Source organism: Pseudomonas putida (assembly GCF_002741075.1).
GTDB classification, from domain to species: Bacteria; Pseudomonadota; Gammaproteobacteria; order Pseudomonadales; family Pseudomonadaceae; genus Aquipseudomonas; species Aquipseudomonas putida_T.
On sequence record NZ_CP016634.1, the window covers coordinates 3424318 to 3449278 of the forward strand.

Genomic DNA, 24961 nt, shown 5'->3' on the forward strand with positions numbered 1-24961 from the left:
TGCCGAACCCTCTCTTAGAGGTGGCCAGACAAAGGAAGATTCCCGACATGAGCACCATTCGCGAGCGCAACAAGGAACTGATCCTGCGCGCGGCCAGCGAAGAATTCGCCGACAAGGGCTTCGCCGCCACCAAGACCAGCGACATCGCCGCCAAGGCCGGCCTGCCCAAGCCAAACGTCTATTACTATTTCAAATCCAAGGAAAACCTCTATCGCGAGGTCCTTGAAAGCATCATCGCGCCGATCATGCAGGCCTCCACGCCGTTCAACGCCGACGGCGACCCCAAAGAAGTGCTCAGCGGCTACATCCGCTCGAAGATCCGCATCTCCCGCGACCTGCCCCACGCCTCCAAGGTGTTTGCCAGCGAGATCATGCACGGTGCACCGCACCTCTCGCCCAACCAGGTGCAGCAGCTCAACGACCAGGCGCGGCACAACATCGAGTGCATCCAGCACTGGATCGAGCGCAAGCAGATCGCCCCGGTCGACCCGCACCACCTGATGTTCAGCATCTGGGCGGCGACGCAGACCTACGCCGACTTCGACTGGCAGATCTCCGTGGTCACCGGCAAGCCCAAGCTGGCCGACAGTGACTATGACGCGGCAGCCGAGACCATCATCCGGCTGGTGCTCAAAGGCTGCGAGCCCGAGACAGACTGATAGAAAAGGGCCGCTTCGCACCCTGATCACCGCACAAGGCCGCGATCAGGGCGCGAAGCGGCCCTTGGATCGAATACTTACGCTGCTACGCCAGCATCGGCCTTAAGCCCCGCCTCCTCGATCGCACTGATCGCGCATTGCTCGTCGATATCCGACGTATCTCCGCTGATCCCTACAGCACCTAGCACCTTGCCTGCCTGATCACGAATCAGCACACCACCGGGCGCCGGCACCACCGGGCTTTCGCCCAGACCATTGAGCGCGGCGAAGAACGCCGGGCGCTGCTGCGCATCCAGCGCCAGCAGGCGCGAGCCCTTGCCCAGGGCGACGGCCCCCCAGGCCTTGCCCATGGCCACCTGCGGCCGCAGCAGGCTGGCACCATCCTCGCGCTGCAGCGCCAGCAGGTGCCCGCCCGCGTCCAGTACCGCCACCGTCAAGGGGGCGGCGTTGATCTTGCGACCCGCTGCCAGCGCGGCGTTTACCAGGCTGACGGCGACTTTGAGGGTCAATGCGTTCATGGAAAGGTCCTCTTCTTGTTGTGAGAAGCCCTGAGGGCAGTTGAAAACCGGATAGTGACAATAGAACACAACGGCCAGAATTTTTGTATACAATATTTTTAGACTATCGTGCACGATCAGACGAAACGCCGTTTTCACAGGCTTCCCGACGAAAGCCACCCTTGCTGATGAAAATGGATTGACCTAAGGCGCCGAGCGTGAATACACTCTGTCGCAACGCAAGTTGTATACAATTACAAAATCGATGAGGCACAAACCATGAGCAAAATGAGAGCAATCGATGCAGCCGTTCTGGTCATGCGCCGTGAAGGTGTAGATACCGCGTTCGGCATCCCGGGGGCTGCTATCAACCCGCTGTACTCGGCCCTGAAGAAAGTCGGTGGCATCGATCACGTCCTCGCTCGCCACGTCGAAGGCGCTTCCCACATGGCCGAGGGTTACACCCGCGCCAACCCGGGCAACATCGGTGTGTGCATTGGCACCTCCGGCCCTGCCGGTACCGACATGGTGACCGGTCTGTACAGCGCTTCGGCCGACTCCATCCCAATTCTCTGCATCACCGGCCAAGCGCCTCGTGCTCGCCTGCACAAGGAAGACTTCCAGGCCGTTGACATCACCAACATCGTCAAGCCGGTCACCAAGTGGGCCACTACCGTTCTGGAGCCAGGCCAGGTGCCTTACGCCTTCCAGAAGGCCTTCTACGAAATGCGCACTGGCCGTCCAGGCCCTGTGTTGATCGACCTGCCGTTCGACGTGCAGATGGCCGAAATCGAATTCGACATCGACGCCTACGAACCGCTGCCGGTCCACAAGCCATCCGCCAGCCGCGTCCAGGCTGAAAAAGCCCTGGCCATGCTCAACGAAGCCGAGCGTCCGCTGATCGTTTCCGGCGGTGGCGTGATCAACGCCGATGCCAGCGAAAAACTGGTCGAGTTCGCCGAACTGACCGGCGTACCGGTCATCCCGACCCTGATGGGCTGGGGCACCATTCCTGACGACCACCCACAGATGGTCGGCATGGTCGGTCTGCAGACTTCGCACCGCTACGGCAACGCCACCCTGCTCAAGTCCGACCTGGTGTTCGGTATCGGTAACCGCTGGGCCAACCGCCACACCGGTTCCGTCGACGTCTACACCGAAGGCCGCAAGTTCGTTCACGTGGACATCGAACCGACCCAGATCGGTCGTGTATTCACCCCGGACCTGGGCATCGTTTCCGACGCAGGCGCCGCATTGGATGCCTTCCTGGAAGTGGCCCGCGAGTGGAAAGCCGCCGGCAAGCTCAAGTGCCGTCGCGAGTGGCTGGAAGACTGCCAGCAGCGCAAGTCGAGCCTGCAGCGCAAGACCCACTTCGACAACGTGCCGGTCAAGCCGCAGCGCGTCTACGAAGAAATGAACCAGGTCTTCGGCAAGGACACCTGCTACGTCAGCACCATCGGTCTGTCGCAGATCGCCGGCGCCCAGTTCCTGCACGTGTACAAACCACGCCACTGGATCAACTGCGGTCAGGCCGGCCCACTGGGCTGGACCATCCCGGCTGCCCTGGGTGTGGTCAAGGCGGACCCTTCGCGCAAAGTGGTCGCGCTGTCCGGTGACTACGACTTCCAGTTCATGATCGAAGAGCTGGCGGTAGGCGCCCAGTTCAACCTGCCGTACGTCCATGTGCTGGTGAACAACGCCTACCTGGGTCTGATCCGTCAGGCGCAGCGTGGCTTCGACATGGATTACTGTGTACAACTGGCGTTCGAGAACATCAACGCCACCGAAGCAGGCAGCTACGGCGTCGATCACGTGGCCGTGGTCGAGGGTCTGGGCTGTAAGGCACTGCGCGTGTTCGAACCGGCCGAAATCGCCCCTGCCCTGCTCAAGGCGCAGAAGATGGCCGAAGAGTTCCGCGTGCCGGTGGTGGTAGAAGTGATCCTCGAACGCGTGACCAACATTTCCATGGGTACCGAAATCAACGCGGTCAACGAGTTCGAAGACCTCGCCCTGGTCGGCAACGACGCACCTACCGCGATCTCGCTGCTGGACTGACCGCCTGACGCCCCCGCGCCGGCTGTGCCGGGGGCCTTCTTCTGCAAGGAGACAACCATGCCTCGCTTCGCTGCCAACCTGTCCATGCTGTTCACCGAGCAGGACTTCCTGGCCCGCTTCAAGGCCGCCGCCGACGCTGGCTTCAGCGGTGTCGAATACCTCTTCCCGTACGATTTCAGCGCCGCCGAGATCAAGCAGCAACTCGACGCACACGGCCTGACCCAGGTGCTGTTCAACCTGCCGGCCGGCGACTGGGGCAAAGGCGAGCGCGGCATCGCGTGCACCCCTGAGCGCGTCGAAGAGTTCCGCGCCGGTGTCGACAAGGCCATCGAATACGCCAAGGTACTGGGCAACACCCAGGTCAACTGCCTGGCCGGCATCCGCCCACAAGGTCCGGACTGCGCCACCGTACGCAAGACCTTCGTCGACAACCTCAAGTACGCCGCCGACAAGCTCAAGGCTGCAGGTATCCGCCTGGTCATGGAAATGATCAACACCCGTGACATTCCGGGCTTCTACCTGAACACCACCAAGCAGGCCCTGGAGATCCAGGCCGAAGTCGGCAGCGACAACCTGTTCCTGCAGTACGACATCTATCACATGCAGATCATGGAAGGTGACCTGGCTCGCACCATGGAAGCCAACCTGAAGCTGATCAACCACATCCAGCTGGCCGACAACCCCGGCCGCAACGAACCAGGCACCGGCGAGATCAACTATCGCTTCCTGTTCGAGCACCTGGACCGCATCGGTTACCAGGGCTGGGTGGGCGCGGAATACAAGCCGCTGACCACCACCGAGGCAGGCCTGGGCTGGTTGAAGACGCACAACGCAATCTAAAAGCTGAGTACAGCCCTGTGGGACACACCAGACAGTGTGGGGGCGGGTTCACCCGCGAACACCGGCAAAGCCGGTGCCATCCACCGAAGTGTCTGCTTCGCGGGTAAACCCGCCCCCACAGTGACCGCCGCTCACTTGAGATTCCTACAAATACAAAGAGGCACATTGTCATGGCTAAAATCGGTTTCATCGGCACCGGCATCATGGGCAACCCAATGGCCCAGAACCTGCAAAAAGCAGGTCACAGCCTGTTCGTCTCCACTCACCACGACGCCGCCCCGGCCAACCTGGTCGCCGCTGGCGCCGTTGCCCTGGCCAACCCGAAGGAAGTGGCCCAGGAAGCCGAGTTCATCATCGTCATGGTTCCGGACACCCCGCAAGTCGAGTCCGTCCTGTTCGGTGAGAACGGCGTGGCCGAAGGCGCAGGCCCGAACAAGGTCGTGATCGACATGAGTTCGATCTCCCCCACCGCCACCAAAGTCTTCGCCGAGAAGATCAAGGCTACCGGCGCTGCCTACCTGGATGCCCCGGTCTCCGGTGGTGAAGTCGGCGCCAAGGCCGGCACCCTGAGCATCATGGTCGGCGGCTGCCCGAAGGCCTTCGAACGCGCACTGCCACTGTTCGAAGCCATGGGCAAGAACATCACCCGCGTCGGCGGCAACGGCGACGGCCAGACCGCCAAGGTCGCCAACCAGATCATCGTCGCCCTGAACATCCAGGCCGTCGGTGAAGCCCTGCTGTTCGCTGCCAAGAACGGCGCGGATCCTGCCAAGGTTCGTGAAGCGCTGATGGGTGGCTTCGCCTCCTCGAAGATCCTCGAAGTTCACGCCGAGCGCATGATCAAGGGCACCTTCGACCCAGGCTTCCGCATCAACCTGCACCAGAAGGACCTGAACCTGGCCCTGCAAGGCGCCAAGGAGCTGGGCATCAACCTGCCCAACACCTCCAACGCCCAGCAAGTGTTCAGCACCTGCGTCGCCCTGGGCGGCGGCAACTGGGACCACTCGGCGCTGATCAAAGGCCTGGAGCACATGGCCAACTTCTCGATCCGCGACGACAAGTAAAACCGTTGTAGACGTCTCTGGCCTCCTCGCGGACAAAGCCGCTCCCACAAGGTTCATCGCTGAACCTGAAGGCATCGCAAGCCTGTAGGAGCGGCTTCAGCCGCGAACAAGCCAACACCTGTGAACCTGCGACCACAGGCTCACGCGGTGTCACCGAGCAACACCCGCCCCTGGTTCGGCCTGCACGGAGGCAGTTCCAGGGGCGTTTTCGATTCTGCAGAACAATAAGATTTTGGGAGCCTGCCATGTCGGTCGATCCACAAAAAATTCTCCGCGAGCTGTTCGACACAGCCATCGCCGCCGCTCACCCCCGCCAGGTCCTGGAACCCCACCTGCCCGCCGACCGCACCGGCCGCGTCATCGTCATCGGTGCCGGCAAGGCTGCCGCGGCCATGGCCGAAGTGGTCGAGAAGAGCTGGAAGGGCGAGGTGTCCGGCCTGGTCGTGACCCGCTACGGTCATGGCGCCAATTGCCAGAAGATCGAGGTGGTCGAAGCCGCCCACCCAGTTCCCGATGCCGCCGGCCTGGCCGTGGCCAAGCGCGTGCTCGAACTGGTCAGCAACCTCACAGAAGACGACCGGGTGATCTTCCTGCTCTCCGGCGGTGGCTCGGCCCTGCTGGCCCTGCCCGCCGAAGGCCTGACCCTGGCCGATAAGCAGCAGATCAACAAAGCCCTGCTCAAGTCCGGCGCCACCATCGGCGAGATGAACTGCGTGCGCAAGCACCTCTCGGCGATCAAGGGTGGCCGCCTGGCCAAGGCCTGCTGGCCTGCCACGGTCTACACCTACGCAATCTCCGACGTACCGGGCGACCTGGCCACGGTCATCGCCTCCGGCCCCACCGTGGCCGACCCGAGCACCTCGGCCGATGCCCTGGCCATCCTCAAGCGCTACAACATCGAAGCGTCCCAGGCGGTCATCGACTGGCTCAACAACCCGGCGTCGGAAACCGTCAAGGCCGACGACCCGGCACTGGCGCGCAGCCACTTCAAGCTGATCGCCAAACCTCAGCAGTCCCTGGAGGCCGCAGCGGTCAAGGCACGTCAGGCAGGCTTCAGCCCGCTGATCCTGGGCGATCTTGAAGGCGAATCGCGCGAAGTGGCCAAGGTCCATGCCGGCATTGCCCGTCAAATCGTGCTGCACGGCCAGCCACTCAAGGCGCCCTGCATCATCCTTTCCGGCGGCGAGACCACCGTCACCGTGCGCGGCAACGGTCGCGGCGGGCGCAATGCCGAGTTCCTGCTGAGCCTCACCGAGAACCTCAAAGGCCTGGCGGGCGTGTATGCCCTGGCCGGTGACACCGACGGCATCGACGGCTCCGAAGAAAACGCCGGCGCCATCATGACCCCGGACAGCTACGCCAACGCCGAGGCCCTGGGCCTGTCGGCATCCGACGAGCTGGACAACAACAACGGCTATGGCTACTTCGCCGCACTGGATGCGCTGATCGTCACCGAGCCGACCCGCACCAACGTCAACGACTTCCGTGCCATCCTGATCCTCGAGACCCAGCCATCATGACGCCTGATAAGAAAGTCAAAATCCTCGCGACCCTCGGCCCTGCGATCAAAGGCATCGATGACATTCGCCAGCTGGTCGAGGCCGGGGTGAACATCTTCCGCCTGAACTTCAGCCACGGCGAGCACGCCGACCACGCCTTGCGCTACCAGTGGATCCGCGAAGTCGAGCAGCAACTGAACTACCCCCTGGGCATCCTCATGGACCTGCAGGGGCCAAAACTGCGCGTTGGCCGCTTCGCCGATGGCAAGATCCAGCTGCAACGCGGCCAGGCCCTGCGCCTGGACCTGGACAAGACCCCGGGCGACGATCGCCGGGTCAACCTGCCGCACCCGGAAATCATCGCTGCGCTGGAGCCGGGCATGGACCTGCTGCTCGACGACGGCAAGCTGCGCCTGCGAGTGACTGCCAAGCACAGCGATGCCATCGACACCGAAGTGCTCGCCGGCGGTGAGCTGTCCGACCGCAAAGGCGTGAACGTGCCCCAGGCCGTGCTCGACCTCAGCCCGCTGACCGAAAAAGACCGCCGCGACCTGGCCTTCGGCCTGGACCTGGGCGTGGACTGGGTCGCCCTGTCGTTCGTCCAGCGTCCTGAGGACATCGTCGAGGCCCGCCAACTGATCGGCGACCGCGCCTACCTGATGGCCAAGATCGAGAAGCCTTCGGCCGTCGAGCAACTGCAAGCGATCGCCGAGCTGTCCGACGCGATCATGGTTGCCCGTGGCGACCTGGGCGTGGAAGTGCCGGCCGAGAGCGTGCCGCAGATCCAGAAACGCATCATCGACACTTGCCGCCAGCTCGGCCGTCCGGTGGTGGTGGCCACGCAGATGCTCGAGTCCATGCGCTTCTCCCCTGCCCCGACCCGCGCCGAGGTCACCGACGTGGCCAACGCCGTGGCCGAAGGCACCGACGCGGTCATGCTGTCGGCCGAGACCGCTTCGGGTGAATACCCGCTGGAAGCGGTGCAGATGATGAGCAAGATCATCCGTCAGGTGGAGAACGGCCCGGACTACCAGGCCCAGCTCGATGTCGGTCGTCCCAAGGCCGAAGCCACGGTGTCGGATGCCATCAGCTGCGCGATTCGTCGCATCAGCGGCATCCTGCCAGTGGCCGTGCTGGTCAACTACAGCGAGTCGGGCTCCTCGACCCTGCGCGCTGCGCGCGAGCGTCCACGTGCACCGATCCTCAACCTGACACCGAACCTGGCCACCGCCCGTCGCCTGAGCGTGACCTGGGGCGTGCATTCGGTGGTCAATGATCGTCTGCGTCAGGTCGACGAGATCTGCTCCACGGCCCTGGAGATCGCCCAGGCTCAAGGCATGGCCAGCCGTGGCGACACGCTGCTGATCACCGCCGGTGTGCCTTTCGGCAAGCCAGGGACGACTAATACCCTGCGGATCGAGACGCTGGCCTGATACACCCTGGGGGCGCTAAGCGCCCCTTTCGCAGGCTTCGCCTGCTCCCACAGGTACCTAAAGGTGTGCGACCTTGTGGGGGCTGGCGAGGCTTGCGATGGAGGGCACCACCCTCCCCATGACCAACCAACTGGCGGAAAACCCGAGGCCCAAACGAGGCCCACCGCTACCCATCCACCTCACTGACTGCCCCATGTACACCAAGAATTTCGTCAACCCGTGCCCCGACTGGGCCACGGCCTTGCTCAACGGCTTCAGCCAGGTCCTGCTGCTGCGCAATCCTTTTTGCGGCCTGTGCTGCCTGCTGGCCCTTCTGCTGACCGCCCCGAACCTGGTCGGCGGAGCCTTGCTCGGTGCCCTGGCCGGCCTGCTCACCGCCCAACGTCGCGGTTATGAACGCGCCGACCGCCAGGCCGGACTGTACAGCTACAACGGTGTGCTGATCGGTATCCTGATCGCCGCCCTGCTGCCCTGGTCGGCCATCGTACCGCCGCTGATCATCGCCGCCGGTGGTCTCTCCAGCATCCTCACGCACCAATGGCGCAAGCGCGGCGGCAAACTGCTCATCGCCTATACCGCACCCTTCGTGCTGCTGGGCTGGGGCACCCTGTTGCTGACAGAACCGATGCCCGCCTTGTACACCGAGGCCAACCCGCTTTACGCCCTGCTGCGTGGCGTAGGCCAGATCTTCCTGCTGGACAATCCGTTGGCCGGCCTGCTGATCGTCATCGGCATGCTCGTGGCCAACCCCTACGCCACGCTCTGGGCCTTGCTGGGCTCGGCCATCGGCGGCGGCGTGGCGCTGCTGGCAGGTGAAGCCCAAGCGGCCTGGATGGGATTGTTCGGTTTCAATGCTGCGCTCGCCGCCCTAGCCTTCAGCCGCCAGGGCGAGCGCCCTTGGGTGACCCTGCTGGCCATTGCCGTGGCCTTGCTGCTGCAACCTGTCTTCAACCTGATGCCGATCGCCAGCCTAACCGCCCCCTTCGTCACCGCTTGCTGGCTGATGCATGTGGGCAGCCATCTGCAGCAACTGAGCCAACGCCGCAACGCCGATCGCTTGCACAGCTAAAACACAGCCCCTAGGCTCTGCCCATCGCACAATGGAACGAGCCCATGGAAAACCCTGCGAGCCTGCGCGAGCGGCTCTACGTCGTCGTCTTCCAGACCGACACCGTCGCCGGCCGACGCTTCGACAAAATCCTGCTCTTGATCATCCTCGCCAGCCTGGTGACGGTGATCCTCGATAGCATCGACGAAGTCCACCAGGGCTACGCCGGCCTGCTGGCCATGATCGAGTGGGGCTTCACGGCGATCTTCCTGGTGGAGTACCTGGCCCGGCTGTACTGCTCGCCCAAGCCCCTGCGCTATGCCTTCAGTTTCTACGGGCTGGTCGATTTGCTGGCGATCGTGCCGGGAATCATCGCGCTGTACTACAGCGACGCCCAGTACCTGCTGATCGTGCGGGTCATCCGGATGCTGCGGATCTTCCGCGTGCTCAAGCTCAGCCCCTACCTCAAGCAGGCCCATTACCTGCTGGCAGCGCTGCAGGGCAGCAAGCAGAAGATCATCGTCTTTCTGGTGAGCGTCTCCACACTGGTGACGGTGTTCGGCACTCTGATGTATGTGGTCGAAGGCCCTGAACATGGCTTCACCAGCATTCCCAAAGGCATCTACTGGGCCATCGTTACCCTCACCACCGTGGGCTTCGGCGACATCGTGCCCAAGACCCCGCTGGGCCAGGTACTGTCGTCGCTGGTGATGATTACCGGTTACTCGATCATCGCGGTGCCTACCGGCATCTTCACCGCCGAACTGGCCAATGCCTTGCGCGGCGAACAGCTGCAACACGACTGCCCTACCTGTCGCAAGAACACCCACGACCATGGCGCCGCATTCTGCTCACGCTGCGGCAATGCATTGTTCCCGAAAAACGAATAAGCAAAGAGCCATTTGGTCTTTAGACGTCCAAGAACCAAAGGTTATAGTCGCTGGCAAATTGCCAAACATTTGAACCAGAACAAGGATTGCTTCGTGAAAAAGCTCTTCACCGCCTCGCTGCTCGCCGCAGGACTCGCCCTGGGCAACCTGGCCCAGGCCGCTCCGACCCTGCTGAACGTGTCTTATGACGTGATGCGCGACTTCTACAAGGACTACAACCAGGCGTTCCAAAAGCATTGGGAAGCCGAGCACAATGAAAAGGTCAATGTGCAGATGTCCTTCGGCGGTTCGAGCAAGCAGGCCCGGGCGGTGATCGATGGCCTGCCGGCCGACGTCATCACCATGAACATGGCCACCGACATCAATGCCCTGGCCGACAACGGCAAGCTGGTCCCGGACAACTGGGTTTCGCGCCTGCCGAACAACAGCGCGCCCTTCACTTCGGCCACCGTGTTCATCGTGCGCAAGGGCAACCCCAAGGCCCTGAAGGACTGGCCAGACCTGCTCAAGGACGGCGTGCAGGTGATCGTGCCCAACCCCAAGACCTCGGGTAACGGCCGCTACACCTACCTCTCCGCCTGGGGCTATGTGCTCAAGCAGGGCGGCGACGAAGCCAAGGCCCGCGACTTCGTCGGCAAGCTGTTCAAGCAGGCGCCGGTACTCGATACCGGCGGTCGCGCCGCCACCACGACCTTCATGACCAACCAGATCGGCGATGTGCTGGTGACCTTCGAGAACGAGGCCGAGATGATCGCCCGCGAGTTCGGTCGCGACCAGTTCGAAGTGGTCTACCCGAGCGTGTCGGCCGAGGCCGAACCACCGGTGAGCGTGGTCGACAAGGTGGTCGAGCGCAAGAAGTCCCGCCCCATGGCCGAGGAGTACCTCAAATACCTGTGGTCGCCGGCGGCCCAAGAGATCGCTGCGCAGAACTACCTGCGCCCGCGTGATGCCACCGTACTGGCCAAGTACACCGACCGTTTCCCGAAAGTCGACTTCCTGTCGGTGGAGAAGACCTTCGGTGACTGGCGCACCGTGCAGAAGACCCACTTCAACGACGGCGGCGTGTTCGACCAGATCTACACCAGCAATTAACTGAAAAGGGGGCTTCGAGCCCCCTATTTCATGCTGTGCACAGGTTCCCCCGCTGTACCCGCAAAAGGACCGGCACGGCGTGCGTCAGGCCTGCTGACGGAACACCAGCGCCTTCAGCCCACCTTCCGGGTCCGCATCTGGAAACTCTGGCGGGTTGTCCAACCGCTCGACGAAGGCCAGCCCCGGCGCATGCTCGGCCATGCCCTCGATCAGAAAGTCCGGCCCGATGCCTGGGTCGTTGACGCAGGCCAGTACCGTTCCCCCTTCCATCAACAATTCTGGCAAGCGTCGCAGGATCTTGGCGTAGTCCTGGGTCAGGACGAAACTGCCCCTCTGGAAGGTGGGCGGGTCGATGATGATCAGGTCATAAGGCCCGTACTTGCGCACCTTGCCCCAGGACTTGAACAACTCATGGCCCAGGTACGCGACGCGGGATGGGTCATGGTCATTGAGCCGGTGGTTCTCCCGTCCCCGGGACAACGCAGCCTTGGCCATGTCCAGGTTGACCACCTGCTGCGCGCCGCCAGCGATCGCCGCCACCGAGAACCCACAGGTGTAGGCGAACAGGTTGAGCACCCGCTTGCCGGTGGCCTGCTCGCGCACCCAACGACGTCCGTAGCGCATGTCGAGGAATAGCCCGTTGTTCTGGCGCACCCCCAGGTCAAGCAGGTACTTGAGGCCATCCTCCACCACCGCGCGTTGCTGGCAAGGCTCGCCGAGCAGCCACTGACCGGGGCTGTCGGGCAGGTAACGGTGCTGGATGAGGATGGCCTGGCCGGCCCATTGCGGGCGCTCAGCGAGGTTGCGCAGCATCGCTTCCAGTTCGGCCAACTGACCCTCGGGCGGCTCGCGGAACAGCGCCACCAGCAGCACGCCATCCAGCCAATCGACCGTGATCTGCTCAAGCCCCGGCCAGCAGCGGCCACGGCCGTGGAACAGGCGGCGGGTCTCTTGCGGGGCGGGGTCGAGGGCTGCGAGCAGATGCTGCTCGAGGGTAGGGATCGGCGAGGTCATGATCGGGTCGCAAGCAAAAAAGAAGGCATTCTACCTAATAGTGCTTACTTGAGCGTTGGAGCCGCCAATCACTGTCCCTTCACCGCGATCCTGGCCGAACGGAACCACCACCCCTGCTGCATCCCCGCTGCAGCCAGCAGGATCGCCGCTACGCCCAGCCACTGCAACGGCGCCAGTCGATGGTCGAAGGCCACCCAATCGACCAGGATCGCCGCAATGGGGTAGATGAACGACAGCGCCCCCGTCAGAGCGGTGGGCAGACGCTGGATAGCGCTGTACAGCAGCACGTACATCACGCCAGTGTGCACAACCCCCAAGGTCAACAGGCTGGCCAGCGCCGACGTCTCGCCCGGCAGCCCCTCACCGCCCACCCACGGTGCCAGCAGCAGGATGCCGGTAGTCACCTGCACCAGCGCGATCATGTGCGGCGGCGTTCCGCTCAGGCGCTTGATGATCAGCGCGGCCACGGCATAGAGAAAGGCCGCACCCAAGGCCAGAACGATGCCCAACAGGTACTCGCCTGCCCCGCCCTGGCCATTGCCATGGGCACTGACGATGGCCAGCATGCCGAGAAAGGCCAGGCTCAGCCAGGCCATCTTGGGCAAGGTGATCTTTTCCCCCAAGAACAACGCCGCCAGCCCCACGAGCATGAACGGCTGCACGTTGTAGACCGCCGTGCCAATGGCAATCGAGGCCTTGGAGTACGAGGCGAACAGCAACACCCAGTTGCCGACGATGGCCATGCCACTGGCCACCGCCAGCAGAAAGGTGGTGCGCGTCAGTACCCCGGGTTTGAGAAAGCCCATGGCAGCGCAGATCAGCAACAACGTGACGGCGCCGAATACGCAGCGCCAGAACACCACGTCCAGCACCGGTTGTCCGGACACCAGCACGAACCAACCGATGGTCCCGGAAATCAGCATGGCGGCGACCATTTCCAGCGAGCCACGGCGCAACGAATTGTCCATCTCACACCTCCTGTCGAACATGGCCACAGTATGCCCAGGGGCCTGCAACCGCAAACTTGTACACAAGAATGTCACCTAAGGTGTCATTTTTGTGTGCACTCCTGTCCATCATCGACCCACTCTCCTACACACTTCTCACTTTCAAGTCTGACCAATCGATCAACTAACAACGATCGCAAAAAATAAAACCTGTTCATTTGGTCAACATATATTTCGCTTATTTCATTGACTTAACTTTCAATAGGTTAAGTTGCAAAAAGCCATGTTCTCAAAGTTGCGTCATGCCTGGCATGGAAGTCGCTTTCATGTGCTCATGTTTTGTATACAAACCAAACAAAACATACATACAAGAACTCGCAGCGCCTGCCCTCCCTATCAGGCCGTTGCGCCCAGAACCCAGTGATGCCAACGCTGCACCGACGAGATGGCGAGCCCGTGCGCTGCCCGCTCATCGCAGTCCACGCGCATCAGGAGCGTGTCGAATGAGTACCAGCCTCAACCTAGCCCCTGAACTATCCGTTGCCAGCACCGCTTTCCCCTCCCGTCCATTAAACGGTCCTTCGCCGGACCTTGAGCTCAGCCCTCGCCTGCATAACCGCGACCTCGCCCCTACCCGTATCGAGGGTCGTCGATGGGGCCGCTACAGCATCTTCGCGCTGTGGACCAATGACGTGCACAACATCGCCAACTATTCCTTCGCCATGGGGCTGTTCGCCCTGGGCCTGGGCGGCTGGCAGATTCTGCTGTCCCTCGCGATCGGTGCGGCGTTGGTGTACTTCTTCATGAACCTGTCCGGCTACATGGGACAGAAAACCGGCGTGCCGTTCCCGGTCATCAGTCGCATCGCCTTCGGCATCCATGGCGCGCAGATACCGGCGCTGATCCGAGCGGTGATCGCCATCGCCTGGTTCGGTATCCAGACCTACCTGGCGTCGGTGGTGCTGCGGGTACTGCTCACCGCCGTCTGGCCGCAGCTGGCCGCCTACGACCACAACAGCCTGCTCGGCCTGTCAAGCCTGGGCTGGTTGTGCTTCGTGGCGATCTGGCTGGTGCAGTTGGTGATCCTTGCCTACGGCATGGAGATGGTGCGCCGCTACGAGGCCTTCGCGGGCCCGGTGATTCTGCTGACCGTGGCGAGCCTGGCCGGATGGATGTACTTCCAGGCCGACGCCCGCATTGCCTGGTCGGTGGCCGAACCGCTGACCGGCTACGAGATGTGGCGCAACATCTTTGCCGGCGGCGCGCTGTGGTTGGCCATCTATGGCACCCTGGTCTTGAATTTCTGTGATTTCGCTCGCTCCTCACCATGCCGCAAGACCATCCGTGTGGGCAACTTCTGGGGCCTGCCGGTCAACATCCTGGTGTTCGCCACCATCACCGCAGTGCTGTGCGGCGCGCAGTTCCAGATCAACGGCCAGGTGATCGACAGCCCCACCCAGATCGTCGCCTCCATCCCCAGCACCCTCTTCCTGGTGCTGGGCTGCCTGGCGTTTTTGATCGTCACCGTGGCGGTGAACATCATGGCCAACTTCGTCGCTCCGGCGTTCGTGCTCAGCAACCTGGCGCCGCGCCATTTGAACTTCCGCCGCGCCGGCTTGATCAGCGCCACCCTGGCAGTGCTGATCCTGCCCTGGAACCTCTACAACAGCCCACTGGTGATCGTGTACTTCCTGTCGGGCCTGGGCGCCCTGCTCGGTCCACTGTATGGCGTGATCATGGCGGACTACTGGCTGCTGCGAAAAGGCCAGGTCAACGTGCCGGAGCTCTATAGCGAAAACCCCGCCGGGGCCTACTTCTATACCCGCGGCATCAACCTGCGCGCCGTCGCCGCTTTCCTGCCGGCCGCCCTGCTGGCCATCGTGCTGGCCCTGGTGCCCAACTTCCACAGCGTCGCACCGTTCTCCTGGCTGATCGGGGCGGGCACCGCAGCCACCCTCTACCTGCTGGTTGCCCCGCGCAACCGCCAGTACCTCGACGTCAGCGGTGAAGCCATCGCCGTTGACCACAGCAGCCATTGATAGGGACATCCTCATGCGTATCCTGATTGCCAACGTCAACACCACCACCGCCATCACCGACGCCATCGCCGAACAGGCACGCAGCGTGGCATCCCCCGGTACCGAGATCGTCGGCCTCACGCCGTGGTTTGGCGCGGAGTCCGTTGAAGGCAACTTCGAGAGCTATCTTGCCGCCATCGCCGTGATGGACCGGGTGCTCAATTTCGATCAGCCCTACGATGCGGTGATCCAGGCTGGCTATGGCGAGCATGGCCGCGAAGGCCTGCAGGAGTTGCTCGATGTACCGGTGGTGGACATCACCGACGCCGCTGCCAGTACCGCCATGTATCTGGGCCACAAGTACTCGGTGGTAACCACGCTGGACCGCACCGTGCCGCTGATCGAGGACCGCCTAAAGCTCTCGGGCCTGTACGATCGCTGCGCCTCGGTCCGTGCCAGCGGCCTTGCAGTGCTCGACCTGGAGGCTGATCCGCAGCGTGCCGTGCAAGCGATCGTCGAGCAGGCCGAACGTGCGGTGCGTGAAGACAAGGCGGAAGTGATCTGTCTGGGATGTGGCGGCATGGCCGGGCTCGATGAACAGATCCGTCAACGTACCGGGGTGCCGGTGGTGGATGGGGTCAGTGCAGCGGTGAGCATCGCCGAATCGCTGGTGAGGCTGGGCTTGAGCACCTCGAAAGTGCGTACCTATGCGACACCGCGTGCGAAGAAAGTGGTGGGTTGGCCGATGATGTTCGGACGTTAAGGCCTCGCTGTGCGCCGTCCTCGCTTCCACAGCAGCAGTGGAAGCGACGACGGCGCCAACATCCTCACCTTCCGTGCACAGGTCGATCACGGCGCAAGAACAGGCACACCCCCATGACCATCGCAAACGTCTTCCAAGGCATGACGTCAATGCCATGAAACGTCTCGAGATGTACGTAGAAAATGCTGCCCAGCCCTCCCATGAACAAGGCGATGCCCAGCCATTTGCGCAGTCCGGGCGCTTTCATCCGTCGGTCGATGAACAATGCCACGATGAACATCAATACGATTTGCAATGGATCTTCAAACATAGGGCTCAGTACTTGAAGATCATTGAAATGGATGAATGCCGAGGCCCGATGCCACTGCGAACGCTGGCATCGATACCGATCAACCGGTCGCCTGCGTAATAACGCAGCAAACGTTCAGCGACGAACGCGAGGGTATCGACTTTGGTTGCTACAGCGATCCGCGCACGCAAGACGGCGCCAGAGATCGCGTCAGTTAACGTGCACCGCTGATCATTGAGCGCGCCGTATTGTCCACGGTTCAGCGGCTGTGAAATCACCACTTTCATGAGGCAGGGTAGTTCCCTTGCCTGCATCCGGTCATAGAGCTTCATTGCTCTTTCGATGATGCGATTGTTTATCTGCCGTGCCACGTCGAAGGAAAGCGTCTTTAACTGAGAACGTCGCCTGACCTCGCAGTCCAGAATGTCAAAGACCACATCCCGATAGCCGATCACTCGATAGCTGTTGTTGTTTTGCATGCACCTACCCTTGCGTTCAAAGTCATCGCTGGAACGCAGAAGGTGCCTTGCCAGAGGCGCGAGCAATACCCGCCGTTTCGTTGTTTACCGCATGATTTTTCCAAGCCGGCAATGAGGCTAATTTCCCTAAGACACAGATGCCTCAGTCATCGCGCGTCAGCACTTCCAGCAACTCGATTTCGAACGTCAGGTCGGAATGGGGCGGGATCGACCCTACGTTGCGCTCGCCATATCCCAAATGCGCCGGCACCATCAGCTTGCGCTTGCCGCCAACGCGCATGCCCATCAGGCCCTGGTCCCAGCCTTTGATGACTCGACCGGTCCCGATCACACACTGAAACGGCTTGCCTCGCGACCAGGACGAATCGAACTCGCTGCCATCGGCCAGCCAGCCGGTGTACTGGGTGGTGATCAGCGCGCCCTTGACCACGGCCTTGCCGTCGCCTTCCTGGATATCGATGATTTGCAGTTCGCTGCTCATGGCGGTTTCCTCGAAGCGGATTTCGTGGCCGCCCTTTTCTCAGGAATGCGCCGCTTTGGCAAGACGTCGTGGCGCCTCGTGCTGGCGCATCGACCACAGCACGCCGCCAATCACCAGGATGATCGCTGCGGCTTCAAGCAGGGTCGGCCCGGAATGCCGCCAAAGGAAGGCATAGAGCAAAGCGAACAGCGTCTCGAAGACGATCAGTTGCCCACTCAAGGTCAGCGGCAGGCGCCTTGAGGCGGCGTTCCAGAAGGCGGTGGCCAACCAGGACCCGAATACCGCGCAGCCAAGGCATGCCACCCAGAACCACCACCAACGCGAGGCAGGTGCTTGCACCTGCAACTGCTGCGGCTGCCACCCAGCCAATAGCGCGACCATGACCAGGCTCGCCAGGCCAGTCATGACGCCAATCAGTACCGACCACTGATGCCCATCGAAATGCCCGCAACGCTTTAGGCAACGGCTGTTTTGACCGGCGTACCACGTCCAGCACGCCAGCGCCCCCAGGGCGTAGAATAGCCCCAGCAGTTTGTCGGTGACATCGCCGGGGGCGAAAGCGAAGGTTTCCAGATTGATGCACAGCATGCCGGCCAGGATGAGCGCCAAAGGCCCGGCCAGACGTGCCAAGGGGACTGCACCGCTGTCGTTGCGCCCGTACAAGGTGATGGTGAGCGGGAGAATGCCGACGATCAACGAAGCCGGCGCAACGCCCAGGTGTTGAATGGCCGCAGCCAGGCAGATGAAATACACGAGGTTGCCGACCACCGCCAGACGCAAGAGCATCCACACATCCTGCAGGGTCAGCCGACGCAGATGCCGAGCCATGGGCAACAGCATCAAAAGCGAAAGCACGCCGACCATCAGGTAGCGCACTGTGCTGAGCAGCATCGGGCTGAACTCCGGCAACAACTCCGGAACCATGATCACCCCGCCCCACAACCCACCGGCCATGCCGGCATACATCACACCGCGTTTCACCTGTCTGCTCCTCTTGATCAGACTGGCAGGCTATCGCGAGGCCCCGCTTTGGGCAAAGCTCATTACGCAGGTGTTCGCCGAATGGTTGCTGGTGGTCGCGGGTTAGCCGAGTTGCTCGAACGCTTCCTGGCCGGTCAGTTCCTTGGTCTGGTTGGCGAAGCAGTACCAGGCTGGCTTTTGCTCGACGAAGATCTGCAGGTCGAAGGCCCAGGCTTCGTCGCCATCCAGCAGGCCTACCGGGATGGCGTAGAAATCGTTGGCTTTGAGGCGATAGTACAGGTGCGTGCCGCACTGGCCGCAGAACCCGCGCTGGGCCCAATCAGAGGAGTCGTAGACGCTTGGCGCGCGGCCTTCGATCGTTGGGGGTTGGCTGCAATGGACGACCAGCAGAGGGCCGCCGGTCCACTTGCGACACATGCTGCAGTGGCAGGCGCTGATATGAGTGTTGTCGACGGTGACCTTCAGACGGGTTGCGCCGCAGAGGCAGGTGCCTTGTTTTTCCAGGGACATGGTGGGGCTCCTTGCGTTTGGGACTGGGAAGTATAGGTGGTGGTTTCTTTTGGGCTTGGGCTTTCAGATTGTGTGAATATCCGGTGTTGGTGGTGGCGCCACTGGCGCTTTTCGCCTTTGGCGACCTACTTTTGCTCCGTCTTGGGCAAAAGTAGGCAAAAGCCGCTGGCTCCCACATGCGGCCCGGCGCTTCGCACCGGGTTCCCTCGCTGCGGTGTCTTGCGGGGCTTCTGAGGTCGCGGTTGGGGGTGTCTGGACTATCGCGCATAAAAAGCAACGGCAACGGTTACAAACTAACTATTTTATTGTTCGTTCAGGCCTATTCGCGGGTAAACCCGCTCCTACAGGCACTGCGCCGTTCTCAAGAGCTGCGGTGAGCCTGTGGGAGCGGGTTCACCCGCGAATGGGCCAAAAAGCTCACCACAAAAACCACTGAATGAAACAACGCCAGCCCAGGCGCCGCCTGTAACTTGCGCCCCATCAGCAGGCCGAGCGGAGGTGTCTGGAAGGGAAGGCGCGTAGCGCCCTTCGGCGGTAGCCGAACTGGCGCAGCCAGCCGGAGGCCGCGAGGCCCCGCAAGACACCGCAGCGAGGGAACCCGGTGCGAAGCGCCGGGGCGTATGCCGGGGCGCAGCGGCTTTGGTTACTTTGGCCAAGACCAAAAGTGACCCGCCGTAAGGGCGCAAAGGTGACTAAGCGTCGACAAATCAAACGGATATGCCCACAACTCCCCAATCCACAACCCACTCAGACAAAAATCACCCCACGCAGATACAAAGCCCCCCGCCCACTGATGATCACCCGCCCATTCCCCGGCACTTCACATTCCAGCTGCCCCTTGCGCGCTCCACCCTGCTCACACACCAACCGCCGCTTGCCCAGCCGCTCGGACCAGTAAGGCGCCAGCGATGTATGCGCCGACCCTGTCACCGGGTCTTCATTGACACCAACCTTCGGACCGAACCAGCGGGTAACGAAATCAAACCCACCTCCGGGCGCTGTTACCGCAATTCCTCGTACGTCAAACGCGGACAGCGCCACAAAATCCGGCGTCAGCGTCTTGAGCAGCGCGGCATCGTCGATCACCAGCACAAAGTCGTCCGTGCGATACAGTGCACGGGCACTGGCCAGCCCCAGCGCCTGGAGCAACGCCTGAGGAATATCGACCGCCACCGGCTGCTTGGCCGGAAAGTCCATCGCCAGCAATCCATCGGCACCACGGCTGACACGAAGTTCTCCACTGCGGGTATTGAACCGCAGCACTTCGGCCTGCTCCCCCAACTGCTCGAACAGTACCCAGGCCGCCGCCAGGGTCGCATGCCCACACAGGTCTACTTCAACGGTCGGCGTGAACCAGCGAAGATCGAACGTCTCGCCGTTGCGCACGAAGTACGCGGTCTCGGACAGGTTGTTTTCCTCGGCGATACGCTGCAGCGTCTCGTCGGGCAGCCAATTGTCCAACGGGACCACCGCTGCGGGATTGCCACCAAATGGCGCGGTGCTGAACGCATCGACCTGGAAGATTTCGAGTTGCATGCAAAAGCTCCTAACGCCCAGCATCCCGCCGGGCAGGTTCTGGGAAAATTCAGGAACGAACAGGCGCCAGTGCGCATTGACCGGCGAAGCGTGCTTGCACAGGGAGGGCTGCAAGGGCGCGATAGCCGAGCCATGCGGACAACAGGACAGTGTTGCTCATACGCCCCCAGCTCAAAGGTGAGCTGGGATTATGCGGGGTCACCCGCCAGTACAGTCAATTGAAAGTTAAGGCCTTAACTGTACTGTAATGGTCGAGCAAACTACTGGGCGAAGGCGCGTCCCAGACCGCCAGGCACACCGCTGCTGTCGGTTTCCTGCCAGGGCCCGTCAGGGCTGAGCGACCAACTCCAGCCGTTGTTCCAGCGGTAATAGGTGCGCTGGCGGTAGAAAGTATTGGTCTTGTTCTCCAGTACATAGACGCCCATGCGCGGATCCCAGTGGCTCGCTCCGCCCGGCGGTGGAGCGAAACTGGCGGAGGTGCGTGGCATAGGCTTGGGAATCGCTGCGGGCTTGCTGGGCTGGGTGCCTGGCGGCTGACTCCCCGGTAGCGGCTTGACCGCAGGCCCCTGGTGGGGAGGCCTGGTCTCTATCGGTGGCAAGCGCTCCTGGCTGGGTGGATGCACCGTACACGCGGAAAGACCCAGGGCCAGGGTGATCAGGGTCAGGCGCACGGTGCTGTTCATGGAGTCACTCTCTTATGGATCTGGGCTGTCGATGGTCAGTTGTTGAGTACCCTGCGTCCGGGTAGGCAACGGCGAACTCTGGCCAACCCATTCGCCCTGGGTCGGCTGACCTGCACGCGAGATTCGGGCAACGAGTTGGACTTCGGGGAAGTCCGACAGTTTCATCTGCGGCATCATTGCATCGGCGTCCGAAAGCTCCACTTCCAATGGCAACTGCGCCACAGTCACGCGCTTGGCAGCCAAGGGCATGGGGGGGCCGCTGATGGCCCGAGCGAAGATGAACACCGTGTCGTCTGGCTTGACCTTGTCCTTGAGCGCATCAGCCAGTGCTACCCGCACTTTCAGGCGTGCGGCTTCAGGCGCTGCGGTCGGGGTTCCCCCTGCAGCCTTGAGCCGTTCGGCGGCGCGGTCGATACCGCCCTGCAAAGCGGTGCGCGACGCATCACCTTCGGGCAACTGGACCAATAGACGTTGCCAGTAATCGATCGCCTCCTGATAGCGCTCGCCCTCGAAAGCTGCGATACCGCGCAGCCCTAGGCTGGTGACCTCTTTGGGGTCCGTCTTTAGTGCTTCGTCGGTCAGGGCTTGTACCTGTGGGCTCCATTGCTTGTTGGCGGCAAAGTACAGGGCTTGTGCCCACTGGCCGAGCAGCTCTGGTTGTCGCCCCGCGAGGGTCACGGCACGTTCGAAGGTACGGGCCGCATCAGCCGGGCGCTGCTCGGCCATGTAGGCGCGACCAAGGAAATACAGGCCTTCGGCCGAGTCAGGTTGGGCTTGCACGGCGCGCTCCAGGCGCTCGGTCATTTCTTCCATTGATTGCGGCGCTTGGGCGAACTCCTGGGTCAGCTCGACCTTGTCGGCAGCGCCGAAGTGCAAATACAGACCCAGCCCCAGGGCCGGCACCAGCACCGCCGCAAGCAGCGGCAGGGCTTTGCCCAGATGGCCTTGGCGTGGTGCTTCGGCGCCGTCAGTGTCGGCCAACAGTTCACGGGCGGCCTCGTCACGGCCCTTGGCCAACTGTTCGTTATCGAGTACGCCGGCTTCCTGCTGCGCAGCCAGCTCGGCCACACGCTCTTGGTACAGGGCAACGTTAAGGGCAGTGCGATCCTCCTCCTGCTGCCGTCGACGGCCAAGCAGGACAGGGATCAGCAGAAAAGCCAGGGCCGCGAGCAACAGCAGGCCCGCGCTAAGCCAAAATTCAGTCATGGGTCTGTTCTTTATCCAGCAGTTTGGCGAGACGCTCGCGTTCTTCGGCGGACAGTTGCTCGGAGGCATTCGCCACAGGATGTCGACGACGGCGCACGATCAGCGCCAGCACCACGAAGCCGCCAGCCAGGAGGATCCCCGGGCCGAACCAGAGCAACCAGGTCCGCCCGGTGAGCGCTGGTTTGTAACGCACGAAATCACCGTAGCGATCGACCATGAAGTCGACGATCTGCTGGTTGCTCTTGCCTTCGCCCAGCATGCGGAAGATCTCCCGGCGCAGATCGGCGGCGATCGGCGCGTTGGAGTCGGCGATGTCCTGATTCTGGCACTTGGGGCAGCGCAGTTCCTTGGTCAGTTGCTGGTAACGCTCACGCTCGGCGTCATCACGAAACTGATAGGTGTCGATGGCCGCCTTGGCCACGCCAGTCAAGCTCAACCCCAGTACGGCAGCAGCGAGCCAGCGCTTCATGGCTTGGCCTCATCGACCAACCCTTGATACAGCGGCGCCAGTTGCTCACGCCATACCGTGGCGTCGACCACGCCCACGTGCTTGTAGCGGATGATGCCCTTGGCATCGATGAGGAAGGTTTCCGGTGCGCCGTACACGCCCAGGTCCAGGCCCAGGCTGCCCTGCTCGTCACGGATGTTCAACTGGTAGGGATTGTGGAAGTCGGCCAGCCACTTAAGCGCCGAGGCGTTGTCGTCCTTGTAGTTGACGCCGTGGATCACCACGCCCTGTTCGGCCAACTGGTTCAAGTAGGGATGCTCCACCTTGCACGATGGGCACCAGGTCGCCCAGACGTTGACCAGCGCCGGGCGTCCCTGCAGGTCCGCCGGGGTCAGCGTACGATCCCCCTGGACCGACGCCAGGGAGAACGCCGGGAAGGGCTTGCCGATCATCGCCGAGGGCAGTTCGTCGGGCTTGAGGAACAGCCCCTTGTACAGAAAGACCGCCACCAGCAAGAACACCGCCAGTGGCACTACCATGATCCAACGCTTCATGCAGTCGCTCCAGACATGCCCAGGACATCACGTACCCGGGCCTTGACCTTGACGCGATAGCGTCGGTCGAGAGCCGCCAAAAAACCACCCAGTGCGGTCAGCAGACCACCCAGCCAGATCCAGCGGACATAAGGCTTGATATGCACCCGCACCGCCCAAGCCCCATTGTCCAGCGGCTCGCCGAGGGCGACATACAAATCGCGGGTGAAGCCGGCATCGATACCGGCCTCGGTCATCATCGATTGCTGCACCGTATAGAGGCGCTTCTCCGGGTGCAGCACGGTCACTTCGCGGCCATCACGGCTGACCCGGACCGTGCCCTTGTCGGAGATGAAGTTCGGCCCTTCGAAGTGCTTGGCCCCCTCGAACAGGAAGTGATAGCCACCCAGCTCCACGCTTTCACCCGGGGCCATGCGCAGGTCGCGCTCGGCGCTGTTGCTACTCGCCAGCACCACGCCCAGGGCGCACACCGCCAGGCCCAGGTGCGCCAGCTGCATGCCCCAGTAGCTGCGCGACAGCCCGCGCAGCCCTTTGGCCAAGCCCTTGTGGCGGGTCTTGTCGAGGATGTCGCGAATACCGGCGAGCACCACCCAGGCGGCCAGGGCGAAGGCGCTCAGGGCAGGCCATTCGAAATCGTCGACGATCAACCCCGCGACCGGCGCCAGGAGGGCGCTGCCGATCAACACCGGGGTCATCATGCCCATCAGCCACTTGCCAGGGGTGTCTTTCCAGCGCACCACCACACCGATGCCCAGCACCACCATCAGCAACGCCATCAGCGGCAGGAACAACGCATCGAAGTAAGGCGGGCCGACCGACAGCTTGGCCCCGGTCAAGGCATCGAGCACCAGCGGGTAGAGGGTACCGAGCAGAATCATCGATGCGGCCACCACCAACACCAGGTTGTTGGCCAGCAGCAGCGTTTCCCGCGACCACAGGGCAAAGCCCACCTGGCTCTTGACTACAGGCGCTCGAAACGCGAACAGGGCCAGCGACCCTCCCACCACGAAGAGCAGGAAGATGAGAATGAACACACCGCGCGAGGGGTCGGCAGCAAAGGCATGCACCGAGGTCAGCACCCCGGAGCGCACCAGGAAGGTACCCAGCAGGCTGAGCGAGAACGCGGCGATAGCCAGCAGTACCGTCCAGCTCTTGAACACCCCGCGCTTTTCCGTGACGGCCAGCGAGTGGATCAACGCCGTGCCCACCAGCCAGGGCATGAACGAGGCGTTTTCCACCGGATCCCAGAACCACCAGCCGCCCCAGCCCAATTCGTAGTAGGCCCACCAGGAACCCAGGGTGATCCCCACGCCGAGGAAGGCCCAGGCGACGATGGTCCAAGGCCGCGACCAGCGCGCCCAAGCCGCATCCAGACGCCCACCGAGCAGTGCGGCAATGGCGAAGGCGAATGCTACCGAGAAGCCCACGTAGCCCATGTACAGCATCGGCGGGTGAACGATCAGGCCAAAGTCCTGTAGCAATGGATTGAGGTCGCGTCCGTCAGTGGGCACCTGCGGCAGCAGGCGCTCGAAGGGGTTGGAGGTGACGATCAGGAACGACAGGAAACCCACGCTGATCATGCCCATCACCGCCAGCACGCGGGCGAGCATTACCTGCGGCAACTGACGCGAGAACACCGAGACGGCGAAGGTCCAGCCACCGAGAATCAACGCCCAGAGCAGCAGCGAGCCTTCGTGGGCACCCCAGACCGCACTGAACTTGTAGTACCAGGGCAAGGCGCTGTTGGAGTTGCTGGCCACGTAGGCGACCGAGAAGTTGTCAGTCATGAAGGCATGGGTCAGGCAGGCAAAGGCGAACGCCAGGAAAGCGAACTGCCCCCAGGCCGCAGGCCGCGCCAGGCTCATCCACAGGCTGTCGCCGCGCCAGGCACCGAGCAGCGGCACGCTGGCCTGGACCGCGGCGAAGCAGATCGCCAGGATCATCGACAGTTGCCCCAGCTCCGGGATCACCAATG

At 62.5% G+C, this 24961-nt stretch carries 25 protein-coding genes; 11 read left to right on the forward strand and 14 right to left on the reverse strand.

Going from position 1 to position 24961, the window contains the following annotated elements:
* The first annotated feature begins 47 nt into the window (after nucleotides 1-47).
* On the forward strand, nucleotides 48-659 hold the full coding sequence (locus IEC33019_RS16040) for a TetR/AcrR family transcriptional regulator (RefSeq protein WP_070092149.1): 612 nt from the start codon (nucleotides 48-50) through the stop codon (nucleotides 657-659).
* Between the two features lie 77 nt (nucleotides 660-736).
* Here the strand turns inward: IEC33019_RS16040 and IEC33019_RS16045 are convergent, their stop codons facing one another.
* Nucleotides 737-1177, reverse strand: coding sequence for a GlcG/HbpS family heme-binding protein (locus IEC33019_RS16045; RefSeq protein ID WP_070092150.1), 441 nt, complete (start codon nucleotides 1175-1177; stop codon nucleotides 737-739).
* 258 nt (nucleotides 1178-1435) lie between these two features.
* Between IEC33019_RS16045 and gcl the strand changes: the two genes are divergently transcribed.
* The 8 genes from gcl (at nucleotide 1436) to IEC33019_RS16085 (ending at nucleotide 11077) form a co-directional block, all read left to right on the forward strand.
* A complete protein-coding gene (gene gcl, locus IEC33019_RS16050) occupies nucleotides 1436-3211 on the forward strand; it encodes a glyoxylate carboligase (RefSeq protein ID WP_070092151.1) in 1776 nt (591 codons plus the stop codon).
* 57 nt (nucleotides 3212-3268) lie between these two features.
* Complete coding sequence (gene hyi / locus IEC33019_RS16055; protein ID WP_070092152.1) at nucleotides 3269-4051, forward strand: hydroxypyruvate isomerase; 783 nt, start codon at nucleotides 3269-3271, stop codon at nucleotides 4049-4051.
* Between the two features lie 170 nt (nucleotides 4052-4221).
* The gene (locus IEC33019_RS16060; protein ID WP_070092153.1) at nucleotides 4222-5115 is read left to right on the forward strand and encodes a 2-hydroxy-3-oxopropionate reductase; all 894 of its coding nucleotides are present in this window, start codon (nucleotides 4222-4224) and stop codon (nucleotides 5113-5115) included.
* 245 nt (nucleotides 5116-5360) lie between these two features.
* Complete coding sequence (locus tag IEC33019_RS16065) at nucleotides 5361-6635, forward strand: glycerate kinase type-2 family protein (RefSeq protein WP_070092154.1); 1275 nt, start codon at nucleotides 5361-5363, stop codon at nucleotides 6633-6635.
* Nucleotides 6632-8047: a pyruvate kinase gene (gene pyk / locus IEC33019_RS16070; protein ID WP_070092155.1), complete on the forward strand. Its 1416-nt coding sequence runs from the start codon at nucleotides 6632-6634 to the stop codon at nucleotides 8045-8047. The genes IEC33019_RS16065 and pyk overlap by 4 nt, the downstream gene beginning before the upstream one ends.
* 193 nt (nucleotides 8048-8240) lie before the next feature.
* Nucleotides 8241-9116, forward strand: a complete 876-nt coding sequence (locus IEC33019_RS16075; RefSeq protein WP_070092156.1) for an urea transporter — start codon at nucleotides 8241-8243, stop codon at nucleotides 9114-9116.
* A 44-nt stretch (nucleotides 9117-9160) separates the two neighbouring features.
* A complete protein-coding gene (locus IEC33019_RS16080; RefSeq protein ID WP_070092157.1) occupies nucleotides 9161-9985 on the forward strand; it encodes an ion transporter in 825 nt (274 codons plus the stop codon).
* A gap of 93 nt (nucleotides 9986-10078) precedes the next feature.
* The gene (locus IEC33019_RS16085; protein WP_070092158.1) at nucleotides 10079-11077 is read left to right on the forward strand and encodes a sulfate ABC transporter substrate-binding protein; all 999 of its coding nucleotides are present in this window, start codon (nucleotides 10079-10081) and stop codon (nucleotides 11075-11077) included.
* Between the two features lie 84 nt (nucleotides 11078-11161).
* Here the strand turns inward: IEC33019_RS16085 and IEC33019_RS16090 are convergent, their stop codons facing one another.
* Nucleotides 11162-12091: a class I SAM-dependent methyltransferase gene (locus IEC33019_RS16090; RefSeq protein ID WP_070092159.1), complete on the reverse strand. Its 930-nt coding sequence runs from the start codon at nucleotides 12089-12091 to the stop codon at nucleotides 11162-11164.
* Between the two features lie 68 nt (nucleotides 12092-12159).
* Nucleotides 12160-13059 carry a DMT family transporter gene (locus IEC33019_RS16095; RefSeq protein ID WP_070092160.1) on the reverse strand — a complete coding sequence of 300 codons (900 nt, stop codon included), beginning with the start codon at nucleotides 13057-13059 and terminating at the stop codon, nucleotides 12160-12162.
* 482 nt (nucleotides 13060-13541) lie between these two features.
* On the opposite strand from IEC33019_RS16095, the gene IEC33019_RS16100 reads away from it, so the two are divergent.
* Both IEC33019_RS16100 and IEC33019_RS16105 read left to right on the forward strand, forming a co-directional pair.
* A complete protein-coding gene (locus tag IEC33019_RS16100) occupies nucleotides 13542-15077 on the forward strand; it encodes an NCS1 family nucleobase:cation symporter-1 (protein WP_070092161.1) in 1536 nt (511 codons plus the stop codon).
* Nucleotides 15078-15090: 13 nt separating this feature from the next.
* Nucleotides 15091-15819, forward strand: a complete 729-nt coding sequence (locus tag IEC33019_RS16105; RefSeq protein ID WP_043215640.1) for an aspartate/glutamate racemase family protein — start codon at nucleotides 15091-15093, stop codon at nucleotides 15817-15819.
* 64 nt (nucleotides 15820-15883) lie between these two features.
* Here IEC33019_RS16105 and IEC33019_RS16110 read toward each other — a convergent pair whose 3' ends face one another.
* The 11 genes from IEC33019_RS16110 to IEC33019_RS16160 all read right to left on the reverse strand — a co-directional run bounded on the left by IEC33019_RS16110 (nucleotide 15884) and on the right by IEC33019_RS16160 (nucleotide 24956).
* Nucleotides 15884-16129, reverse strand: a complete 246-nt coding sequence (locus IEC33019_RS16110) for a hypothetical protein (RefSeq protein ID WP_070092162.1) — start codon at nucleotides 16127-16129, stop codon at nucleotides 15884-15886.
* A gap of 5 nt (nucleotides 16130-16134) precedes the next feature.
* Nucleotides 16135-16587, reverse strand: a complete 453-nt coding sequence (locus IEC33019_RS16115) for a hypothetical protein (protein ID WP_070092163.1) — start codon at nucleotides 16585-16587, stop codon at nucleotides 16135-16137.
* 142 nt (nucleotides 16588-16729) lie between these two features.
* Nucleotides 16730-17068, reverse strand: coding sequence for an FKBP-type peptidyl-prolyl cis-trans isomerase (locus tag IEC33019_RS16120; RefSeq protein ID WP_070092164.1), 339 nt, complete (start codon nucleotides 17066-17068; stop codon nucleotides 16730-16732).
* Between the two features lie 39 nt (nucleotides 17069-17107).
* A complete protein-coding gene (locus IEC33019_RS16125) occupies nucleotides 17108-18049 on the reverse strand; it encodes a DMT family transporter (RefSeq protein WP_070092165.1) in 942 nt (313 codons plus the stop codon).
* A gap of 102 nt (nucleotides 18050-18151) precedes the next feature.
* Nucleotides 18152-18559: a GFA family protein gene (locus tag IEC33019_RS16130; protein WP_070092166.1), complete on the reverse strand. Its 408-nt coding sequence runs from the start codon at nucleotides 18557-18559 to the stop codon at nucleotides 18152-18154.
* Between the two features lie 747 nt (nucleotides 18560-19306).
* Nucleotides 19307-20095 (reverse strand): PhzF family phenazine biosynthesis protein, encoded by a 789-nt coding sequence (locus tag IEC33019_RS16135; protein ID WP_070092401.1) that lies wholly within the window; start codon nucleotides 20093-20095, stop codon nucleotides 19307-19309.
* Nucleotides 20096-20355: 260 nt separating this feature from the next.
* Nucleotides 20356-20778, reverse strand: coding sequence for a hypothetical protein (locus tag IEC33019_RS16140; RefSeq protein ID WP_070092402.1), 423 nt, complete (start codon nucleotides 20776-20778; stop codon nucleotides 20356-20358).
* Between the two features lie 12 nt (nucleotides 20779-20790).
* Complete coding sequence (ccmI, locus tag IEC33019_RS16145) at nucleotides 20791-21984, reverse strand: c-type cytochrome biogenesis protein CcmI (RefSeq protein WP_070092403.1); 1194 nt, start codon at nucleotides 21982-21984, stop codon at nucleotides 20791-20793.
* Entirely contained in the window at nucleotides 21977-22453 is a 477-nt protein-coding gene (locus IEC33019_RS16150; protein WP_070092404.1) for a cytochrome c-type biogenesis protein, read from the reverse strand. Before IEC33019_RS16150 ends, ccmI begins: the two co-directional genes overlap by 8 nt.
* Complete coding sequence (locus tag IEC33019_RS16155; protein ID WP_070092405.1) at nucleotides 22450-22986, reverse strand: DsbE family thiol:disulfide interchange protein; 537 nt, start codon at nucleotides 22984-22986, stop codon at nucleotides 22450-22452. Before IEC33019_RS16155 ends, IEC33019_RS16150 begins: the two co-directional genes overlap by 4 nt.
* A complete protein-coding gene (locus IEC33019_RS16160; RefSeq protein ID WP_170831771.1) occupies nucleotides 22983-24956 on the reverse strand; it encodes a heme lyase CcmF/NrfE family subunit in 1974 nt (657 codons plus the stop codon). The genes IEC33019_RS16155 and IEC33019_RS16160 overlap by 4 nt, the downstream gene beginning before the upstream one ends.
* Between the last annotated feature and the right edge of the window lie 5 nt (nucleotides 24957-24961).

Coding starts and splice junctions, on each gene's coding strand:
- IEC33019_RS16040 (WP_070092149.1), top strand. CDS start 48: ATGAGCACCATTCGCGAGCGCAACAAGGAACTGATCCTGCGCGCGGCC.
- IEC33019_RS16045 (WP_070092150.1), bottom strand. CDS start 1,177: ATGAACGCATTGACCCTCAAAGTCGCCGTCAGCCTGGTAAACGCCGCG.
- gcl (WP_070092151.1), top strand. CDS start 1,436: ATGAGCAAAATGAGAGCAATCGATGCAGCCGTTCTGGTCATGCGCCGT.
- hyi (WP_070092152.1), top strand. CDS start 3,269: ATGCCTCGCTTCGCTGCCAACCTGTCCATGCTGTTCACCGAGCAGGAC.
- IEC33019_RS16060 (WP_070092153.1), top strand. CDS start 4,222: ATGGCTAAAATCGGTTTCATCGGCACCGGCATCATGGGCAACCCAATG.
- IEC33019_RS16065 (WP_070092154.1), top strand. CDS start 5,361: ATGTCGGTCGATCCACAAAAAATTCTCCGCGAGCTGTTCGACACAGCC.
- pyk (WP_070092155.1), top strand. CDS start 6,632: ATGACGCCTGATAAGAAAGTCAAAATCCTCGCGACCCTCGGCCCTGCG.
- IEC33019_RS16075 (WP_070092156.1), top strand. CDS start 8,241: ATGTACACCAAGAATTTCGTCAACCCGTGCCCCGACTGGGCCACGGCC.
- IEC33019_RS16080 (WP_070092157.1), top strand. CDS start 9,161: ATGGAAAACCCTGCGAGCCTGCGCGAGCGGCTCTACGTCGTCGTCTTC.
- IEC33019_RS16090 (WP_070092159.1), bottom strand. CDS start 12,091: ATGACCTCGCCGATCCCTACCCTCGAGCAGCATCTGCTCGCAGCCCTC.
- IEC33019_RS16095 (WP_070092160.1), bottom strand. CDS start 13,059: ATGGACAATTCGTTGCGCCGTGGCTCGCTGGAAATGGTCGCCGCCATG.
- IEC33019_RS16100 (WP_070092161.1), top strand. CDS start 13,542: ATGAGTACCAGCCTCAACCTAGCCCCTGAACTATCCGTTGCCAGCACC.
- IEC33019_RS16105 (WP_043215640.1), top strand. CDS start 15,091: ATGCGTATCCTGATTGCCAACGTCAACACCACCACCGCCATCACCGAC.
- IEC33019_RS16110 (WP_070092162.1), bottom strand. CDS start 16,129: ATGTTTGAAGATCCATTGCAAATCGTATTGATGTTCATCGTGGCATTG.
- IEC33019_RS16115 (WP_070092163.1), bottom strand. CDS start 16,587: ATGCAAAACAACAACAGCTATCGAGTGATCGGCTATCGGGATGTGGTC.
- IEC33019_RS16120 (WP_070092164.1), bottom strand. CDS start 17,068: ATGAGCAGCGAACTGCAAATCATCGATATCCAGGAAGGCGACGGCAAG.
- IEC33019_RS16130 (WP_070092166.1), bottom strand. CDS start 18,559: ATGTCCCTGGAAAAACAAGGCACCTGCCTCTGCGGCGCAACCCGTCTG.
- IEC33019_RS16135 (WP_070092401.1), bottom strand. CDS start 20,095: ATGCAACTCGAAATCTTCCAGGTCGATGCGTTCAGCACCGCGCCATTT.
- IEC33019_RS16140 (WP_070092402.1), bottom strand. CDS start 20,778: ATGAACAGCACCGTGCGCCTGACCCTGATCACCCTGGCCCTGGGTCTT.
- ccmI (WP_070092403.1), bottom strand. CDS start 21,984: ATGACTGAATTTTGGCTTAGCGCGGGCCTGCTGTTGCTCGCGGCCCTG.
- IEC33019_RS16150 (WP_070092404.1), bottom strand. CDS start 22,453: ATGAAGCGCTGGCTCGCTGCTGCCGTACTGGGGTTGAGCTTGACTGGC.
- IEC33019_RS16155 (WP_070092405.1), bottom strand. CDS start 22,986: ATGAAGCGTTGGATCATGGTAGTGCCACTGGCGGTGTTCTTGCTGGTG.